1 pseudogene is annotated in these 669 nt (G+C 63.8%); it reads left to right on the plus strand.

Annotation, left to right across the window (positions count from 1 at the left end):
- Window positions 1-406: 406 nt before the first annotated feature.
- Window positions 407-669 (plus strand): annotated as a pseudogene (locus HTA01S_RS24445) (C4-dicarboxylate ABC transporter); the annotation flags it as partial.

Here is a 669-nt window from a genome sequence, read left to right on the forward strand (position 1 = left end):
CACCGCCGGTACGGTGGAGACGGACTGGGTCAACGAGATGAAGGGCAAGAACATCGATGGTGCCAAGCTGGCCTCGGAGGCCCGGGCACTGATCGCCAAGTACACGAAGTGAACGCCTGAGAAGGCGTGCGGGCCATCGCGCCCGGCATGCCTCTCACGTGATCGGACGCGCCAGCACCGGCAGGGGTTGGCGCGTTTTTTTCGGGTCGTGCATCCGTTCGATGGCTATCTGGTTTCGTCATGCCGGGTCACTTCTCATAACGCATTGATATAGCTGAAAGAAGCGTTCCGGTCTGGTCAGCACACGGGTTCCGGGTCACAGTTCGGCACATTCTCAGGCGCTGTGCTCCTCTGGCGCGGGCCTGAACCGGACATCTTTCAACGATCGGAGACCGCAATGCAAATCATGAAACGCCGAACCGCGTTGGCCGCCCTGGGCGCCGCCGTCAGCACCCTGTTCGCTGGCACCGCCCTGGCCCAGCAGACCGTGACCCTGCGGCTGCACCAGTTCCTGCCGCCCCAGGCCGCCATCCCGGCCAAGGCCATCATTCCCTGGGCGAAGAAGGTGGAGGCCGAGTCCGGTGGCCGTATCAAAGTGCAGCTGTTCCACGCCATGCAGATGGGTGGCACACCACCCCAACTGTTCGACCAGGCGCGCGACGGCGTGGC

The sequence above is a fragment of the Hydrogenophaga taeniospiralis CCUG 15921 genome (assembly GCF_001592305.1).
GTDB classification, from domain to species: domain Bacteria; phylum Pseudomonadota; class Gammaproteobacteria; order Burkholderiales; family Burkholderiaceae_C; genus Hydrogenophaga; species Hydrogenophaga taeniospiralis.